Below are 17,621 nucleotides of genomic sequence, written 5' to 3' on the forward strand. Positions count from 1 at the left end.
CAATTTTTAACAATCCAGCTCATGATACCAAAAGGCAACCGTTTGCAGGTGTGAGCAATCGTTTGCATGCTAAAAAGTTGCGTAAATGTTGCGCAACAAGAGGGTGTGTAATCTAAGCTACTGTTATCAAAATGATTAAATCTAAATTCCAACATGGCATCAACATTGCAGCTATTAACTCATTCTTCACAAACCAATTACAGGTACGGCGATGACAGTTAATTACACGCAAGCGCTACGCGGTCAGTTTTTCGATATTACTCAAACCGGGACGAATCCCGACGAATTACTGGCTAATGCTCGTCATCACGAAGATGCTGTGCTGTTCCTTAATGATGGCACTGTCGTCGCGTTGTTACCGTGGGAAGAAGGGCGCAGCCATCTGCGTGCTGAAAATGATTACATTGATTATCGCGGTAAGCTGATTATTCCGGGCTTCGTTGATACCCATCTGCATTATCCGCAAACAGAAATGATAGGTGCCTATGGTGAACAACTATTGGAATGGCTGCAGACTTATACCTTCCCGGTTGAAAGCCAATATCAGGATAGTTCGCACGCGGCAAAAATGTCAGCCTTCTTTCTTAGCCAGTTACTCAGTAATGGTACAACCACGGCTCTGGTATTTGGCACCGTGCATCCGCAATCGGTCGATGCGCTTTTTAGCGCGGCGGAACATCTCTCGATGCGGCTTATTGCCGGTAAAGTGATGATGGATCGTAACGCGCCAGACTATCTCACGGAAACACCCGAGCAAAGCTACCTGCAAACCCGTGAGCTTATTCAACGCTGGCACAAAAAAGGGCGGCTGAACTATGCCCTGACGCCTCGTTTTGCGCCAACCTCCTCACCTGAATTACTCGCAGCGGTGCAAACGTTACGTGAAGAATTTCCCGATACCTGGCTGCACACTCATCTTAGTGAGAACAGCGATGAAGTCGCCTGGGTAAAAAGTCTGTGGCCGGAATCCGAAAGCTATTTGGGCGTCTATCACCAGTACCAATTGACTGGCAAACGTAGCGTTTTTGCGCATGCCATCCACTTGCAAGAGTGCGAGTGGGATTGTCTGCATCGAACCGAATCGGCAATCGCCTTCTGTCCAACCTCTAACCTGTTTCTCGGGAGTGGCTTGTTTAACTTAAAGCAGTGCCATGACCGAGGGATCCGCATGGGTATTGGTACTGATGTTGGCGCAGGCACCACTTTTAATATGCTGCAAACACTGGCTGAGGCGTACAAAGTCGCGCAACTTCAAGGCTACCGTTTGTGTGCCAGCGAAGCGTTTTATCACGCAACCCTTGGCGGAGCTCACGCGTTGGATCTTGATGACAAAATTGGCAATTTCTTACCCGGCAAAGAGGCCGACTTCGTGGTTCTCGACCTGGCTGTATCTCCGCTACAGAAGATGCGCCACGCCAATAGCCGCGACATTTACGAAAAACTGTTCGTGCTGATGACGCTTGGTGACGATCGCAACATCTGGCACACCTGGGTCAACGGCAAATGCGTGTGGCAGCGAGATACGCTGGAGGTCGCAGCATGATTCAATTTTTGCTAAATCAAACGTTAAAAACCCTCGATGATGTGGACCCGAATACCACGGTACTGAACTGGCTGCGCGGCAGTGAACAGCGCTGCGGCAGCAAAGAAGGATGTGCATCTGGTGATTGCGGCGCTTGTACGGTCGTTCTCGGTCAAGTAGACGGTGAGAACATGCGTTACCAGACGGCAAATGGCTGTATCACGCTCATCAGCCAACTTGCTGGCAAACAATTGCTGACGGTGGAAGATTTATCGCAAGGCAATGAGTTGCACCCGGTTCAGCAAGCGATGGCCGATTGCCATGCATCACAGTGCGGCTTTTGTACTCCAGGTTTTGTTATGTCGGGATTTGCGCTGCAAAAATCGCACACAGCCGTACAGCGCCATGAGATCGAAAAGAGTCTTGCGGGGAATCTTTGCCGCTGTACTGGCTATCGCCCAATTATTGACGCCATGGAGCAAAGCTGCGCAACCACGCAAGATCAGTTCACGCAGACTGAGCCGCAAACTGTATCGCGATTAAAAGCGCTGCAACCAACGGGCGTGGGAGAACTTACAAAATCCAACCGGTGTCTGTTACCTAAAACAGTTACCCAGTTGGCAGGACTTTATCAGCAAAATCCTCAGGCACGATTACTGGCTGGGGGCACCGATCTGGCGCTGGCGATTACCCAGCAGTATCAGACACTGCCATTGATTATCGGGCTTAACCAGATTGACGAGCTTAAGACGATTACGGTGGCGGAGAGCCAGATTCGTATTGGAGCGATGGCAACTTTGCAGGCGTGTCAGGATATCTTACAACCTTTGATTCCGGCGTTTGCACAGGTGCTGGATCGTTTTGCTTCTGCGCAAATTCGCAACCACGGCACACTGGCAGGGAATTTGGCGAATGCCTCGCCCATCGGCGATGGTGCACCGATGTTACTGGCTCTGGGTGCCGAACTCGAGCTACGTTGCGGCGAAACCGTGCGCATACTACCGCTTGATGAGTTCTTCCTGAGCTATCGTAAAACCGCTTTGCAACCAGGTGAATTTATCAGTGCGGTGCTGATTGACCGTACTGCTATCTCCCCGACATTTGCCGCGTGGAAAATATCAAAGCGTATGGATGATGATATTTCGACGGTATTTGGCGCGTTTAACCTGCATTTTAATCGTGGCGTTGTGACAAGTGTGAAACTGGCATTTGGCGGCATGGCTGCGGTCCCGGCGCGAGCTAAAAGTGCTGAGCAAAAACTGTCAGGCCAGCCATTCACCCAACAAACATTAGACCTGGCATGTCATGCACTGGCCGCAGACTTCCAGCCGTTAACTGATTTCCGGGGTTCTGGGCGCTACCGTTTGACTGTTGCGCAAAATCTGCTGAGGCGTTTGCTGTTGCAACAAACCGAACCCGGTTATGTGCTGGAGGTACAAAACTATGTCAATTAACCCGGCACGCCTTTCAGAGCAGGCATTAATCGAACAATTTTCCCGCGAGATGAACGGTGGAGCGGGTAAGAGCCGTAAGCATGAAAGTGCCGATAAGCATGCGAGCGGCAAAGCTGAGTACATTGACGATAAGCTAACATTGCCGGGTATGATGTATCTGTGCCCGGTTCTTAGCCAACATGCTCATGCGCGAATTACCAGAATCGACACTGCCGAGTGTTACTCCATTGCTGGCGTGGTGCGAGTCTTTAGTTGGCAGGATGTTCCCGGTGAGCTGGATATTGGCCCACTGGCACCTGGCGACCCACTATTTGCCCGAGATTTGGTTGAATACCATGGCCAGGTTGTACTGACTGTAGCTGCGGAAACGCCCGAAGCTGCACGTGAGGCGGCACTCAAAGCGGTCATTGAATATGAACTTCTTGAGCCGGTACTGGATGTCGAAGAAGCCTTGCGCCGCGAGCAATATGTGCAAGAACCGCACGTTCATCAGCGTGGTGATGCAGACCGAGCGCTGGCTTGTGCGGTGCATCGTATTCAGGGGCAATTTCATATCGGCGGGCAGGAACACTTTTATCTCGAAGGGCAAATTGCCGTGGTGCAACCGGGGGAGGATGGTTGCGTTACTGTCTGGTCGTCGACTCAGCACCCCACTGAAGTACAAAAACTCGTGGCATCAGTGCTCGGTGTAACAATGAATAGAGTTACTGTAGATATGCGCCGTATGGGCGGTGGTTTTGGTGGCAAAGAGACACAGGCTGCGGGCATTGCCTGCCACGCGGCGCTGGCTGCGGCATTAACCGGCCGACCAGCCAAAATGCGTCTTTCGCGTCGTGACGATATGCGTATCACCGGTAAACGGCATCCATTTTTTGTTCGCTACGATGTCGGGTTTACGGATGAAGGGATGCTCGATGGGGTAGTCATCGATCTGGCGGCTAATTGCGGTTACTCGCTGGATCTTTCAGGATCGATCTGCGATCGCGCCATGTTCCATGCCGATAATGCCTACTATCTGGGTGATGCGAGAATAACGGGCTATCGCTGTCGTACGAATCTGGCTTCCAATACGGCATATCGCGGGTTTGGCGGGCCACAGGGCATGGTCGCCATTGAGCAGATTATGGATCACATTTCCCGTGAACTCGGCCTCGACCCGCTGGAAGTGCGTAAACGTAATTACTACGGCGATACTGAGCGTAACGTCACGCACTATCATCAGACTGTTGAACACAACATCATGCCGGAAATCACCCGCCAGCTTGAAGCAAGTGCCGATTACCACTCCAGGCGCGAACAAATCAGCGAATACAATCGCAGTAGTCCAGTGTTAAAACGCGGGCTGGCTCTTACGCCGGTCAAATTTGGCATCTCTTTCACCTCCAGTTTTCTCAACCAGGCCGGAGCACTGTTGCTGATTTATACCGATGGCACTGTGCAGCTTAACCACGGTGGCACGGAGATGGGACAGGGTTTGAATACCAAAGTGGCGCAGGTGGTTGCCGAGGTGCTGCAAATTCCTGTGGAACAGATTCAGGTTACGGCAACCAATACGGGGAAAGTGCCAAATACCTCGCCAACGGCGGCGTCATCTGGTGCTGATCTCAATGGCAAAGCAGCTGAAATTGCAGCGCTGACAATTAAAGAACAGCTGGTGGAAATGCTATGCCGCTTGCACAAATGCACCACTGAACAGGTGGAATTCCGTAATGGCGTGGTTAAAGTGCCAGGCCACCATTTCACCTTTACTGAAATCGCGAATCTTGCGTGGCTAAACCAGGTACCACTTTCAGCAACGGGCTTCTACAAAGTGCCGGGTATCCACTACGATCGCGCCGCCGGGCGTGGGCAACCGTTCTATTACTTCTCATATGGCGCGGCGTGTTCTGAAGTGGTTATCGACACACTAACTGGCGAGTATCGCCTGCTACGTACCGATATTCTGCATGATGTTGGCAACTCTCTGAACCCGGCGCTGGATATTGGCCAAATCGAAGGCGGGTTTGTGCAGGGCGCAGGCTGGCTGACTTGTGAAGAGCTGGTATGGGATGAAAAAGGGCGACTGCTGACTGACAGCCCGATGAGTTACAAAATCCCGGCTATCAGCGATGCGCCAGCCGACTTCAGAGTCCAGTTGCTGGAGAATCATGCTAACCCGCAGCACACGGTTTATCGCTCCAAAGCAGTGGGTGAACCGCCATTTATGTTAGGAATTTCAGTGTGGTGTGCTTTGCAAGATGCTGTGGCAAGCGTCACGGATTATCAGAAACACCCGCTGTTAGATGCCCCCGCAACGCCGGAACGTGTTTTCTGGGGCTGTCAGGAGGTGCCATGAATGATGAATGGATTAGCATTCTGATGCAGCTTCGCGAGCAACGCGAACCGTGCGTATTGCTCACGCTGCTGGCTGACAAAGGCTCAGTGCCGAGAAATTGTGGCACGAAGATGATTGTCGGGCGAAAGCAAACGTTCCTGACTATCGGTGGCGGGCATCTTGAATTCCAGTGCATTGCGATGGCGCGTGAGATGCTGGAAAAGCAGGCTACGGCACCACATACCGAGCATTTTAATCTTGGAGCGCGGCTAGGCCAGTGTTGTGGCGGCATGACCACAGTTTTATTTGAACCGTTAATTCAGTCGCAGCCACAAATCATGGTTTTCGGCGCAGGTCATGTAGGGCAAGCGCTGGTGGCATTATTATCAACGTTGCCCTGTCACATCACCTGGGTGGATGAACGGCCTGATATGTTTTCAGTGGCTCCAAAAGGGGTAACAACCTGGCAGGCTGAAGACCCATTGGATGCGGTGAAATCGGCGGCCGCGCAAAGCTATTTTATTGTGATGACCCACCACCATCCGCGTGACCTTGAACTGACCGAAGCGATACTTAAACGCGGTGATTACCGCTATCTGGGCTTGATTGGTTCGCAAACCAAACGGCAACGCTTTGAATATCGGCTGGCGGGAAAAGGAATTACTGAGCAACAACTGAGCACCTTGCGTTGCCCGGTGGGGTTGCCGGATGTGAAAGGGAAACTCCCGGCAGAAATCGCCGTGGCCATTGCCGCCGAGATTATTGCTGTGTATCAGGTAGCGAGTTGAGCTATAAATTAGTTTTGCGGTCAGCAGGAATTAAAGAATGCAGATGGAAAATCCGTTCTACCACATCAGTTTATTGCCTTACCAGGCACCTCACTTTGATGACATTCAGGACAGCCACTATCGTCCGGCATTTGACGAAGCTAAACGCATCAAGCGCGAAGAAATCGCGGCGATTGCCAATGACACTGCGGCACCCACTTTTGAAAATACCTTCCTTGCGCTGGAAAAAACCGGGCAGATGTTAGGGCGAGTAACCAACGTTTTCTTCGCCATGACTTCCGCCAATACCAATGATTACCTGCAACAGCTCGATGAAGAATTTGCCGCCGAACTGGCGGAGCTCGCCGATGAAATGCGCCTTAATACCCTGCTGTTTGAGCGTCTGGATAGCGTTTATCAACACCGTAACTCAGCAGGTCTTGATGAAGAATCGCGGCGTTTAGTTGAAGTCGTCTGGCAGAGTTTTAGGTTTTCGGGTGCAACATTAAGTGATGAGAAAAAAGCACGTCTTAAGGTGCTGAATAAAGAAGCCGCCCAGCTTAGTAGCCAGTTTAATAATCGCCTGCATGCAGCAGATAAAGCCGCAGGTCTGGTGGTTGACGATGTAGAGCAACTGGCGGGCTTAACGCCGGCAGAAATTGCATCTGCTGCACAACATGCCAGTGCTAAGGGGCTGAATGGAAAATACTTAATTCCATTGCTTAATTTCACCCAACAGCCCGCGCTGCAATCACTGCAAAACCGGCAGACACGCGAAAAACTGTTTAAAGCGGGTTGGGATCGTACTCAGCAAAATGACGGCAACGACACACGGGCGATTGTCGCGCGCCTGGCCATACTGCGTGCAGAACAGGCGCAATTGCTTGGTTTCGAGAATTATGCGGCCTGGAAAATTGCCGACCAAATGGCAGAAAAGCCGCAAGCAGCACTGCAATTCATGCGTGACATCGTGCCTGCAGCCACCGCACGTGCGCAACGCGAACTTGTGGATATTCAGCAGGTGATTGACGCACAACAGGGTGGATTTAAAGCCGAAGCATGGGACTGGGCATTCTACGCAGAGCAAGTCAGACGAGCTAAATACGACCTTGATGAAGGGCAAATTAAGCCCTATTTCGAGTTGAACAATGTTCTAAGCAATGGTGTTTTTTGGGCAGCCAGCCAGCTATTTGGTCTGAATTTTGTCGAGCGCTTTGATATCCCCGTCTATCACGATGACGTGCGCGTGTGGGAAATCTTTGATAAAGACGGGCGCGGCATGGCGCTGTTCTATGGCGATTTCTTTGCTCGCGAGAGTAAAGGTGGCGGAGCATGGATGGGCAACTTTGTTGAACAATCCACGCTGCTGGATAACTCTCCGGTGATTTACAATGTTTGCAACTACAACAAACCGGCAGCCGGTGAAGCCGCGCTTATATCCTGGGACGATGTGGTGACGTTATTCCATGAATTTGGTCATACGTTACATGGGCTATTTGCGACCCAATGCTATGCAACACTTTCTGGGACGAATACGCCGCGCGACTTCGTGGAGTTCCCTTCGCAAATCAATGAACACTGGGCGAGCCAATCCCAGGTGTTTGCTAACTATGCTCGCCATTATCAGACTGGCGAGGCGATGCCTGATGCATTGAAAGATAAGCTATTCCGTGCCGCCCGCTTTAACAAAGGCTACGACATGACAGAGTTGCTTGCCGCAGCACTACTCGATATGAACTGGCACAGTTTACCGGACGGAAGTACGGTGGATGATGTGGCGCGGTTTGAAGCCCATGCACTGGAAAGTGAGTACATTAATCTGCCAACCGTTCCTCCGCGTTATCGCAGTAGCTACTTCGCGCATATCTTTGGTGGAGGTTATGCGGCGGGCTATTACGCGTATATCTGGACACAAATGTTGGCCGATGATGGCTATCAATGGTTTGTGGAACAGGGCGGGCTAACGGCACAAAATGGTCAGCGCTTCCGTGAAGCGATTTTGTCTCGAGGGAACAGTAAGGAACTCAAAGCGCTATACAACGACTGGCGTGGGCATGCGCCTTACAGTGAGCCTATGCTGGAAAATCGTGGTTTAAAAAGCTGAATCAGACCAAAGATAATAAAAAATGCGCCATTCGGCGCATTTTTTATTGAAAACTAACTTAGCGCGGAATAGGGCGCGGTTTACCGTCATTATCGACAGCGACATAGATAAAAATGGCTTCTGTCGCTTTATAGCGCTGGCCAATCGGTTCAGACGAGACCTTTTTCACCCATACTTCCACGTTAATGGTAATGGAACTATTTCCGCGTTTGATGCAGTTGGCGTAGCAACACACCACATCACCAACGGCGACAGGCTTAAGAAACGTCATCCCATCAACACGGACAGTTACCACACGGCCTTGGGCAATTTCTTTGGCCATAATCGCGCCGCCCATATCCATCTGTGCCATCAGCCAGCCACCAAAAATATCGCCGTTGGCGTTGGTATCCGCCGGCATGGCTAGTGTGCGCAGAACCAGTTCGCCTGCGGGAGTGTCTTGTGGAGTCATATCACTTTCCAAAAAGTAGTCATGGATTTCATCGTTATTGAATTCGCTTGCAGCGGGCATGGCCATTGCTTTTGCACTTATGGTGCTATATCAGCAATTTATCACATTTGTGATCCCCATGGCTCGTATGGGTTTGTGCCTGGATATGTCCATAAGCACTGTTTATATATGCTAATAATGAGTGAAAAACCTTAAGCACACAAAGCTAATAATCACATTGATAAACTGTCTACTATCCGCATCACTGTCGCTCCTACAAAAGAGCGGTATCCGTTTATTTAAGCTCCCTTCGGCGTATTACATACTCTAATTATTTCGTGGGTTAATGTTTATATGAAAAAGTTTCTTCTTTTGACAGTTGTTATGATTGGCGGGATTGGTTCAGCAATGGCGCAAAATGTCACTGTAGATGTTCCGAGCGGATATAAAGTGGTGGTAGTGCCTTCTTCAGTCACTGTTTCCCAGGCTATCAACGTAACAACCACGTCGCCTCAAACAGTATACGTCACCCCGGCTCCAGCGCCTGTTGCAGCATATCATCCGCGTGCACGTCATGTTGCCAGCGTGGCAGAAGGGATGGTGATTGAGCACCAATATGACGACCATCATTAATTGTGTTTGAAAGCAGAATTTTAATGAAAATGCCTCGGTAACCGCTGGGGCATTTTTGCATCTGGAAGATTCAAAAAAAAGCACACGTTGATTTTGGATTTATCAACGTGTGCTCGAGAACAGAAAATATTTAAACGCGTCCGCGAATGTTTACTTTTCTTCCTGAGGCATGTGCTTATAGATATAAACACCGCTCAACAGCGTAAACACCAGCGTCGCCGCCGTCAGGCCGAACACTTTAAAGTTGACCCACACGCTTTGTGGTAGCCAGAACGCTACGTAAATATTCAGTGCGCCACAGACGATGAAAAACAACGCCCATGCGACGTTCAAACGTGACCATACACCTTGCGGTAGAGAGATCTCTTTACCCAACATGCGTTGAATCAACGGTTTTCCCATCACCAACTGGCTAATCAGAAGTGCGGCAGCAAACAGGCCGTAGATCACGGTGACTTTCCATTTGATAAATTCATCATTATGGAAGAACAGCGTCAGACCGCCGAAAACGGCCACCATCAGGAAGGTGATCAGCGCCATTTTTTCTATCTTGCGGAATTTATACCAGCTATAGATCAGTGCAAAACCGGTGGCGACGATCAGCGCACCAGAGGCCACATAAATGTCGTACATTTTATAGAATGCGAAGAAAACAATCAGGGGCAGGAAGTCGAGAAACTGCTTCATAATCTGTTCCGTAAAATGACTCCTGAACCTTCAGTTAGAGGTTCAGGAGTAAGTGAGTGTTATTGGCGTACCAGCATATACAAACGGAATACGTAGATGAGCAACACAGCAGAAATCAGGTTGCTTATCGTATTTGCTACCACCCCGCCAACCGCAGGTGACAGTGCTGCAAATGAAGATGCGAGCATCAGGAGTGCAGTTTTTGCCAGTAACCAGCTAATCACCGCAGGTGCAACAAGGCGCATATTTCCCCAGGCAAGACGCATACTGCCGCGCATCGACTGGAAAATTCCTACTTTATCCTGCACAACCATAACTGGCGCGAATGACAGCAGAATTGCTAACAGCACGCCCGGTACCACAATCAGCATGATGCCGATTTGCACCAGGAAGGTTGTCAGGAACATCAAGATAAAGATCTTAGGCAATACAGGAGCCGATGTACCAATCGCACGCAGCGCGCTCACGCGTTGCCCGGCACTCACCATCTGAATTAAAACCAGCACACTACCCGCAAGGATTGCATTGCCAATCAGACCCGCAAATGTCGATGCCGCAGAGGCTTTAAGTAACATTTGCTGCTGCTCAGGTGTCATGTTTTGCACAAGATCAAACAGCCCCATGCTATTCGATAAATTATCTCCCTCACTAAGGATAGACATTTGCTCGTCGCTGGGTGAAAAGGCGTGACCGATCACAACCGAAATAAAGGCACAAAGTAAAGCGATCAGTAAGACAGTAACAAACTGATTGCGTAGAAAATTCCCCGTGTCACGGTACACAGAACCTGCCGTGATAGACATGCACTCTCCTTGATGTTGCTCGGTTAAAAAACAGCGGGGATTGTACCCTGGATGAATGACGCTGGCACCGACAAGATGCGCGGTGAAAGTAAGTTACTGTCAATGTGAAAAATTGATCTGGAGCGGGGTTGTCGTTTTGCCTATAAATTGACATAACATTGCAGTAAAGGTTTGCTTGACCTAAATTTGTCGTACAGCAACAACACTTGGGAGCTAACTATGCAGATTAATTTCGTGGATGAAAACGACAGTGAATTCAGTCTGGATGTTGAGAGTGCTGATACGATATTGAATGTAAAATCACGTATTGCAGATAACACTGGTGTCTCAATTGACAGAATCAGATTGGTATACAACGGCAAGGTTCTTGATGAAGGCCTTACCTTAGGTGTTTATAATATTGCAGATGGTGCTACGATAAATATCGTATAAAACATCACCTTATTATCTGGACGATTTACTTAAATAAAGCCACCGCAGTTGTACTGCGGTGGCTTTATTTTGAGGAGTATTCAGTTGCTCATGCTCGGTTAAAAAACGCGTCGAACTTTGTCCTGACCCATGTCCTAACAAACCTTCAATTTTATGAACGCTTCTATCCTCTCAATCATCCAGTTCCTGTAACTCTATGTTGTGGTGAATAGACGAAATATGACCTTATTTCCCCTTATTAACTGAATATTTGATTGTAGGTATTTTGAGTGTTTTTGAGTTGGTTGTTTTCAGTACATATCAGTGTCCTTATGCTTCTCTAATCATTATTGTGTGTCGGACAGGCAGTACGACCATTAAGTAGCGTCTTTTACATATAGCTAAACGCAATGCGAATGATGGTGGGTAATAAACCATTAAGCAGAAGAGAGTTAAAGTAATGAAGATAACTGTTTTGTTACTTGTCGGGATTTTAATTCCATTGACAGGTCATGCCGCTGCGCCTGACATCAATGTAGGCACTATGCAGGATTATATTGATGCAGATAAATCAACTTTTCTAAAACGTATTCGTAATGAAGGTGATGCGACAGCTTTCGTTAAGGTTGATGTCAGTGAAATTATTCTTGATAAGAAAAATGGCAATCAAGAAAAACCGGTAATGGATATCAATCAGGCAAAAGCACCCGGCGGTTACACCCTGATTGCCAGCCCTGCGCGTTTAATTATTCCTGCGAAGGGCATGCAAACCGTACGTTTATTAGTTATGGGCGAGCGCCAGGTGGAACGCTATTACCGCGTGAGATATGTTCCGGTAATGCCAGACAGTAAAGGGGATTTTAATGTCTCCGAAAAAGACGTAAACGATTACGGCAAAACCCTTAGTGCCGGGGTGAATATTATGGCGGGCTACGGCACCATTATTTATGTTCGCCCGAGTCAGGTCAGGTTTAACACGGATATTACGCAAGGTGAGAGCGGTATGACTGTGCGTAATAACGGTAATAGCGTTGTCTTTTTAGACCATTTTAAAGCCTGTGACAGCAACGGAACAAACTGTGATGTCTCAAGCAAGCACCATGTATTACCCGGCGCCAGCCGTAATTTTAGCAAAGAAGTAAATCAGGTTTTTCATTTTCATTTAATTGAAGGTGACAAAACCAAAAAATATTAACCTGGGTATTTTATTTTTAACAAACAAATGGAATTAATAGTATGAAAAAACTTATTGCTTTGGCACCTCTGGCTCTGATCCTGGCTTCTGTAAGCGTGCAGGCAGTTGACCCCATTGCTCACCAAATGACGGTAACCGCCACCATCCCTACCGCTGATTTTTATGTGACTCCAGCAGGCGGCGGTAACTGGATGAACGACCCGCAGAACCTCGATTACGACTCACAGACTAAAACGCTGGCCACTTTCTCCCGCCAGTTAAATATGAAAAGCACCACGGGTGCCATCTCCGCAAAACTGACCTCGCCAATCGAAATGAGCAACGGAACGCCGGCGCAAAATATCGGCCTGAGCGTTCTGGTTAATAACGTGGCATTAACCACTACGTCGGCAGAAGTGCTTGCAGCGACAGCTGCAGCGACTGGCCAGACGGTACCTTTCCAGGTTCGTGCCGCAGCAGCGCCAACGGGTGGGTATGCTCCAGGTAGCTATACCGGCCTGGTCGGCATGCTGTTTGAAACGGTAACGCCGTAAGTACTCTTCAGCATTTCTTTTTTCTCTTGTGTCAGTGCCTTTACTGGCACAAGAGATTCTTTCTCACGAATGGCTGACTATGAACAACCCACGTATTATTCAACAGACATGCCTGGCGGGCTGTATCGCCGTTGCGCTTTCTGCTCCTTATTCTGCTTCTGCTGCCCCAATGACCACCGCCAGCTTATTAAAACAAACTGAGCAACTGCCCGCTGGGTTTGCCGAGCATTTCTTCGACGTGCCGCTGGCCGTGCGTATCGAACTCAACGGGCAGTTGCTGGGGGAGGGAATGATCACGCTCTCGCACGATGAACGAGTCCGCCTGCTGGAATTTACCCACAGCGTGGATGTGCAGGGGGAAATGCTGCGCCGTCAGGAGCTGTGGGGGCAAATCCTGCAACAGGAACGTAAGCTTGGCGAATGCGCCGCCGACTGCCCTGAAATGCTGCTCGCGATTCATTACAGCATTGAAAACTCACAGTTATCTATCGTCACGGCGGATGCGGAAGTTATCGACGGTGAAGCGAAGTATTATCTTTTGCCGCAGGAGAGCGCACCAGGTCTGATTGTCCGTAATCAGCTCAATCTGGTGAATAGCGGGGAGGGCGAAACATCCGGCAACTACTGGCTGAATGCATCAGCAAGCCTCGGCAGCTGGAGTATGCAAAGCAGTTGGCAGATGGCGAAAAGCAGCGGTTATGAAGATGAAATGCATTACAGCATGCAGGACCTTTACGGGCAGCGTGAATATGAAGGCCACTTCCTGCGGCTTGGCTACTTTACGCCCGACAGCAATAACATTGGCCTACAGCCCATGACGTTAGGCGGTCGTCCGGATACTACGCTGGGGGTGATGATCGGAAGTTCCGATACTCTTGCCATCCGTAACGATCGCCCAAGCGCGACGCCTATTTATGTGACAGTTAACCGCCCGGGTATGGTCGAAATTTACCGAAACCAGCAGTTAATCAACAGTCAGTCGGTACAGCCAGGCTTACAAACGATTGATACACGCTCGTTGCCGGGGGGGATCTACCCGATTGAAGTGCGTCTTGTAGAAGATGGCGATGTCACTTACCGCCGTGAAGAAACCATCTACAAACCGGAAAATTGGGCAGACCCAACCAACCGCTGGCGTTACAACCTGTTTGCCGGTAAGTCGAGCCAGCTAATAAGCAACTGGGATAAACGCGAACAAGGCGAGCTGAATGCCGGAGTCTTGCTTAATTATCTGATTAATCCTCGTCTGGTAGGCGGCCTTTCAGCCCAGCAGGTGCAGGGCAATATGCAGTACGGCACCACGCTGGACTGGAGAATCAGCGACAGCTTAAGTTTCTATAACAATCTGTCATGGGCAGAGAACTACGGTCAGGCGGCCGATCTACAGGGTATTTATAGTTATGGCAGCGGTAGCATCGTCTTAAGCCACAACCAATCGTGGCTGGATACCCGTACCCGTTATGGCAGCTATAAAGGAGAAAACCGCACCAGCTCCGCCAACCTGCATCATCGGCTGTCCAACAAGAACAGCCTGACCGGGCGGGTCAGCAATAATAGTGGCAACAGTAATGGCACCGGTGTGGATCTTGGTTGGCAGCATAACGGTGAACTGTACGGCAATAGCGCTTTGTGGCGCGTGTCGTTGTTCGATCGTCCCGGCAGCTACAGCAGTGGTAACGGGCGCAACCGGGGCATTGATATTAACCTTAGCTGGAATCTCAGCACGGAAAAAGGCCGCGTCACCACCCGTCTGGGTAGCCGTACCGGTCGCGATGGTGAGCGTGATAACAACGCGGCAGTTGGCTGGCAGCAGGATTATGACCAGGGTTTTGTGCGCAATCTTAACGGCACCCTGACCGCCGACCGTTATGGTACGGGCCTTGATGTGGGAGCCGGTTTCCAGAACAGCGTATTACGTGGCGATGCTTACGCCCAAAAATCCAGCTACAACTCGGGTTTAAGCGGCGGTGTGAATTTAGAAAGTACCGTTGCGATGGGGCGCAATAAGCTGGCAGCCAGTGGCGAATCTCACTACAGCGGCGCAGGAATGATTATTGACGTGGAGTCCGATGTGCCAGAGGTGCTTTTACGCGCCGATGAACATAGTGGAAGCAGCACACCACTGCGCCCTGGGCGCAACTTTATTCCCGTCGCCCCTTATAAAACGGGTCATATACAGTTTGATGTAGAGAAAGACGACCACGCCGTCACCATCAAGCCGCAGAGCACCCGCTATCAGCTCAATCGTGGCGGCGTGGAATATCGCAAAATACAGGTAATGAAAACTGTCACGGTTATCGGGCGAGTACTGGATGCTCAGGGTGAGCCTATTCGCGGCGGTCAGGTAATTAACCATGCCAGTCGCAGCGTTACGGAACACGGTGGTTTTTTTGCCGTAGAAATGAACGCCTCTTCGCCTACGCTTGCCATTCATCATCAGAATAAACAGCTGTGCGAGTTAACCCTCGACATTAACGCCCATCCGCAGGAGAACGATGCGCTGATGGTGGGTGATATTCAGTGTGTGAAAAGTTAACGCATTCGGCTAATTCAATTATTTAAATCCTGGTTGGTTATCTTTATGAAGCGCTTCATCTATTTAAATCTGATCTATTTGCAGCTTATCGCCACGCTCTTGTTATTACCTGGGTTTGTCTATGCGGGTGTTTCAAATATCATCGAAGGTTACGCCATTGTAGGGGTCAGTACTCAGGTCACCACGATAAATAATCATGAGGTGCCGATTAATGTTGAAAAAAGTTTCACCTCAGGAAGTGGCCAACTGTTAATTAAAGCAAAAATGCCAAATTCTATTGTTGTGCTGACTAATGAAAGAGGCAGTACGATTAGTCTTTCTCAAGGGGCAGCCCTTGATGGTACTTCAGGCAACGAACAAAACTGGCATTTCAGATATGAATCAGGTTTTTCATCGCCAATATATGACTACCCCGCATGTAACCCAGTTTCAGCCACCGTCGGGAAGAGTGGTTCTATAACTTTTAGAGGTGCTGCAGAATGTAATTATGCTTCTACACGTGGGCCTGATCATATCCACTATACGGCATTAATCTTTGGAGCCAGAAGTGTTGTTGGGTTTCCCACTAATTGGGATTTAAGAACCCCGGCTACCGAGCCCGGTATTTATCGAGGCAGCATTTATTATACGCTGGGACCTGGCAAAGATTTTGATATGGGGCCGGAAGCTATCTACCACACCGACCGCATCGAAATTCCGTTTGTTGTTTATGTTTCTACCGTTCCCATGAAGCTCCGCCTTCCACCGGGTTCTGAGCGGGCAGTATTAACCCCGCAAGACGGCTGGAGCAGTTGGATCAACCGCAGCGTCAAGCCCGACAGAATATATCGAAATATACCTTTTACCATTACCGCCCAGGGGTGGGTGGCGGTTTCGTTAGAGAATTGCAGTTATCTTTCGTCAAATATTTGTCAGATTTCCGATGGAAAAGGAAATCTGGCTAATTTGAATGTGTCCATCACGCTCCCCGAACCGTGGAGAAACTACCCCGGCAGTTCAGTCAATAAGCATCCGGTAACTACATATAAAGGGGCTTACTCGTCCTATCTCCTTGCTGGTTTAACGCCGGTCACCTCTTCCGGGAAGTTAACCATTGAAGTCGCAGGTGGCGAACTGGATAAAATGCTGACCCAGCCAGGGTCCGAGTGGTCAGGCAATATTACGGTTGTCTTTGAACAGATGCTGGATTTTTAAAGTTGTAGGTTGATAAAAAAGAGGGGTCTTTGTATGGCGCCTCTGCCCACGTGCGTCACGAGAAGTTGCTGCGGGCAAGGTAAGCATTGTTAAGACGTTCAGTCAGCCTTACTAAACCTGAATTAAATAAATAACCATCTGATAAATATGCATATTTCAAATAAGGTTTATTCAGTTCCTGCCCTTCACCCTGCGTGCTAATTTTGCCGTCGTTGCCGCTAGCCCATTTATCTTTCGGGTTCTGAATAAGGCGGCGAGTGAAGCGGCAGGAGCCTGCTTTCTAATTAATCTCTATTTAATGTTGGAATTTTTATGTACATGACTAATAAGTTCACTTTATCTGCACTGGCTTTCGGCATGCTGGTTTCTTCTCAGGCTTTTGCTGCAAGTAACGTCACGCTGAACGTCAGGGGCACCATCACTCCAGTGGCCTGTACGCCAACCTTGAGCGGTGGCGGCGCCATTAAGTACGGTTCAATCTCCACTTCCGATCTTTCTGAGACGGCAAGAACCACTCTGGATAAGAAATCCCTTAATTTAACGGTCGATTGTGCCGGTGCGACGGCTCCATTTGCTATTACAGCGGTGGATAACAATATGGATTCGACGCTGGACCTAAATACTGGCGGCTATTTTGGCCTGGGTAAGCAGGGAACAAGTAATATCGGTCAATATACTGTGTACATTGCGGGGACCGCGCAAGGAGATGGAAATGATGTTCACGCTATGACTTCAATAAATGGCGGTACAAGCTGGAACAAAACATCGGGTGTCAATCCGGTAATGGTAATACATGGGGGGAAACTGCATGCATATGGTAACAGCACAGCTAACACTCCTACGCCGGTCAGTAAGCTAGTTACCCAACTTGACATTGAGGCGACTATCGCGCCACTCAACACCCTGGATACCACCAATAACTTCAATTTTGCTGGTTCCACCACCCTGATTGTCGAGTACCTCTAATCAGAAACAGTGCCGGTCAAATAAGGGCCGGCAGTTCTTCCTGACTTGAAGATTATTAGCGGGTATCACTAT

At 49.2% G+C, this 17,621-nt stretch carries 15 protein-coding genes; 12 read left to right on the plus strand and 3 right to left on the minus strand.

Annotated elements, in window-relative coordinates; translation table 11 throughout:
- The first annotated feature begins 211 nt into the window (after positions 1-211).
- Genes guaD through dcp form a run of 5 tightly spaced genes read left to right on the plus strand, consistent with a single transcriptional unit; the run spans position 212 to position 8,161 of the window.
- Positions 212-1,543: a guanine deaminase gene (guaD, locus tag LVQ76_RS04155; protein ID WP_232863573.1), complete on the plus strand. Its 1,332-nt coding sequence runs from the start codon at positions 212-214 to the stop codon at positions 1,541-1,543.
- Entirely contained in the window at positions 1,540-2,976 is a 1,437-nt protein-coding gene (gene xdhA / locus LVQ76_RS04160) for a xanthine dehydrogenase small subunit (protein WP_232921060.1), read from the plus strand. Before guaD ends, xdhA begins: the two co-directional genes overlap by 4 nt.
- On the plus strand, positions 2,966-5,311 hold the full coding sequence (xdhB, locus tag LVQ76_RS04165; protein ID WP_232921061.1) for a xanthine dehydrogenase molybdopterin binding subunit: 2,346 nt from the start codon (positions 2,966-2,968) through the stop codon (positions 5,309-5,311). Before xdhA ends, xdhB begins: the two co-directional genes overlap by 11 nt.
- A complete protein-coding gene (gene xdhC / locus LVQ76_RS04170) occupies positions 5,308-6,078 on the plus strand; it encodes a xanthine dehydrogenase accessory protein XdhC (RefSeq protein WP_232921062.1) in 771 nt (256 codons plus the stop codon). The genes xdhB and xdhC overlap by 4 nt, the downstream gene beginning before the upstream one ends.
- 37 nt (positions 6,079-6,115) lie before the next feature.
- Positions 6,116-8,161 (plus strand): peptidyl-dipeptidase Dcp, encoded by a 2,046-nt coding sequence (gene dcp, locus LVQ76_RS04175; RefSeq protein WP_232921063.1) that lies wholly within the window; start codon positions 6,116-6,118, stop codon positions 8,159-8,161.
- A 58-nt stretch (positions 8,162-8,219) separates the two neighbouring features.
- Here dcp and yciA read toward each other — a convergent pair whose 3' ends face one another.
- Entirely contained in the window at positions 8,220-8,612 is a 393-nt protein-coding gene (gene yciA, locus LVQ76_RS04180) for an acyl-CoA thioester hydrolase YciA (protein WP_232863756.1), read from the minus strand.
- A 333-nt stretch (positions 8,613-8,945) separates the two neighbouring features.
- Here yciA and LVQ76_RS04185 point away from each other — a divergent pair, with 333 nt between their 5' ends.
- On the plus strand, positions 8,946-9,224 hold the full coding sequence (locus tag LVQ76_RS04185) for a hypothetical protein (RefSeq protein ID WP_232921064.1): 279 nt from the start codon (positions 8,946-8,948) through the stop codon (positions 9,222-9,224).
- Between the two features lie 150 nt (positions 9,225-9,374).
- On the opposite strand, the gene LVQ76_RS04190 is transcribed toward LVQ76_RS04185, so the two are convergent.
- Together LVQ76_RS04190 and LVQ76_RS04195 are read right to left on the minus strand one after the other, a co-directional pair.
- Positions 9,375-9,911, minus strand: coding sequence for a septation protein A (locus LVQ76_RS04190; RefSeq protein WP_064511702.1), 537 nt, complete (start codon positions 9,909-9,911; stop codon positions 9,375-9,377).
- Between the two features lie 59 nt (positions 9,912-9,970).
- A complete protein-coding gene (locus LVQ76_RS04195; protein WP_151995899.1) occupies positions 9,971-10,714 on the minus strand; it encodes a YciC family protein in 744 nt (247 codons plus the stop codon).
- A gap of 219 nt (positions 10,715-10,933) precedes the next feature.
- Here LVQ76_RS04195 and LVQ76_RS04200 point away from each other — a divergent pair, with 219 nt between their 5' ends.
- From LVQ76_RS04200 to LVQ76_RS04225, 6 genes are all read left to right on the plus strand, one after another.
- On the plus strand, positions 10,934-11,146 hold the full coding sequence (locus tag LVQ76_RS04200) for a ubiquitin-like domain-containing protein (RefSeq protein ID WP_232903457.1): 213 nt from the start codon (positions 10,934-10,936) through the stop codon (positions 11,144-11,146).
- A gap of 439 nt (positions 11,147-11,585) precedes the next feature.
- Complete coding sequence (locus LVQ76_RS04205; RefSeq protein WP_232863580.1) at positions 11,586-12,320, plus strand: hypothetical protein; 735 nt, start codon at positions 11,586-11,588, stop codon at positions 12,318-12,320.
- A 41-nt stretch (positions 12,321-12,361) separates the two neighbouring features.
- Positions 12,362-12,853, plus strand: a complete 492-nt coding sequence (locus tag LVQ76_RS04210) for a CS1 type fimbrial major subunit (protein ID WP_232921065.1) — start codon at positions 12,362-12,364, stop codon at positions 12,851-12,853.
- A gap of 28 nt (positions 12,854-12,881) precedes the next feature.
- Positions 12,882-15,389, plus strand: coding sequence for a TcfC E-set like domain-containing protein (locus tag LVQ76_RS22290; protein ID WP_232921066.1), 2,508 nt, complete (start codon positions 12,882-12,884; stop codon positions 15,387-15,389).
- Between the two features lie 45 nt (positions 15,390-15,434).
- Positions 15,435-16,583, plus strand: a complete 1,149-nt coding sequence (locus LVQ76_RS04220; protein ID WP_232903460.1) for a hypothetical protein — start codon at positions 15,435-15,437, stop codon at positions 16,581-16,583.
- 318 nt (positions 16,584-16,901) lie between these two features.
- Positions 16,902-17,549, plus strand: a complete 648-nt coding sequence (locus LVQ76_RS04225; RefSeq protein WP_232863584.1) for a DUF1120 domain-containing protein — start codon at positions 16,902-16,904, stop codon at positions 17,547-17,549.
- The last annotated feature ends 72 nt before the right edge of the window (positions 17,550-17,621 follow it).

The organism is Buttiauxella cochleicola (genome assembly GCF_021283185.1).
In the GTDB taxonomy this organism is placed as follows: domain Bacteria; phylum Pseudomonadota; class Gammaproteobacteria; order Enterobacterales; family Enterobacteriaceae; genus Buttiauxella; species Buttiauxella massiliensis.